This is a genomic window from Bacteroides sp. AR20, from assembly GCF_964250605.1.
Classification (GTDB): Bacteria; Bacteroidota; Bacteroidia; order Bacteroidales; family Bacteroidaceae; genus Bacteroides; species Bacteroides uniformis.
Genome location: NZ_CAXUGK010000071.1, coordinates 1 through 1,245 on the forward strand (window position 1 = coordinate 1; position 1,245 = coordinate 1,245).

Sequence of the window (1,245 nt, forward strand, 5' to 3'; positions counted from 1 at the left end):
GAGGATGTAAATTAAACTGTGTCAGCAAGGAATAAAGTATTAACTTTGCTAACACAGTTTTTTTTATGAAAGAAGAATTTGATTTCGAGAGTATCAAGAACAAGGCCATTGAACAGCTGAAAGCCGGCAAGCCTTTGTTGGGTAAGGACGGCGCCTTTGCCCCACTATTGGAAAGTATATTGAATGCAGCCCTGGAAGGAGAGATGGATGCACATTTGACAGAAGAAGAACGCCAGATGGGTAACCGTCGTAACGGAAAGATGCAAAAGCAGGTTCAGACTCCCTTGGGCGAAGTAACCGTTTCCACTCCCCGTGACCGTAATTCGAGTTTTGATCCCCAGTTTATCAAGAAGCGTGAGACTATTCTGGCAGAAGGTGTTGCTGACCGTATAATTGGCTTGTATGCAATGGGAAACAGCACAAGGGAAATCAGTGACTGGATGGAAGAAAATCTTGGGAATCGTGTTTCGGCCGACACAATCAGTTCCATCACAGACCGTGTACTTCCGGAGATAAAAGCATGGAAATCACGGATGCTTGATTCTGTTTATCCTATAGTCTGGATGGATGCCATTCATTACAAAGTAACGGATGAACGTGGCTGCGCGGTAACCCGTGCAATCTATAATGTACTGAGCATTGACAGGGAGGGACACAAGGAGTTACTTGGAATGTATATATCAAGGAATGAGGGAGCAAACTTCTGGCTCAGCGTGTTGACAGACCTTCAGAACCGTGGAGTTGAGGATATTCTCATTGCCTGTATAGACGGTCTGAAGGGGTTTCCTGAAGCCATTCAAAGCGTTTATCCTAATACAGCCGTACAGCTTTGTGTAGTACATCAGATACGTAACTCCATCAAGTATGTAGGATCCAAGAATCAGAAGGAGTTCTTAAGGGATTTGAAATGTGTCTATCAGGCAGTCAATAAGGAATCCGCAGAAAATGAGCTCCTCAAGCTGGATGAAAAATGGGGTGAACAGTATCCTGTCGTTATCAGATCCTGGCAGGACAACTGGGATAAGCTGTCCGAATACTTCCAGTATACTCCGGTCATCCGTAAGCTTATCTATACCACAAATACCGTTGAGGGGTATCACCGTCAGATCCGCAAGGTAACAAAAAACAAGGGCGTGTTCCCATCGGATACAGCCCTTGAGAAACTTGTTTATCTTGCATACCGCAATATACGTAAGAAATGGACCATGCCACTGGCCAATTGGGCTACCATCTCGCAACAACTGG

At 44.9% G+C, this 1,245-nt stretch carries 1 protein-coding gene; it reads left to right on the forward strand.

The genetic code is table 11. The annotated features are described in order from the left end of the window. Positions 1-65: 65 nt before the first annotated feature. Positions 66-1,245 (forward strand): IS256 family transposase (locus tag ACESTD_RS18405; protein ID WP_373159101.1); only part of this gene is annotated, 1,180 nt, incomplete at its 3' end.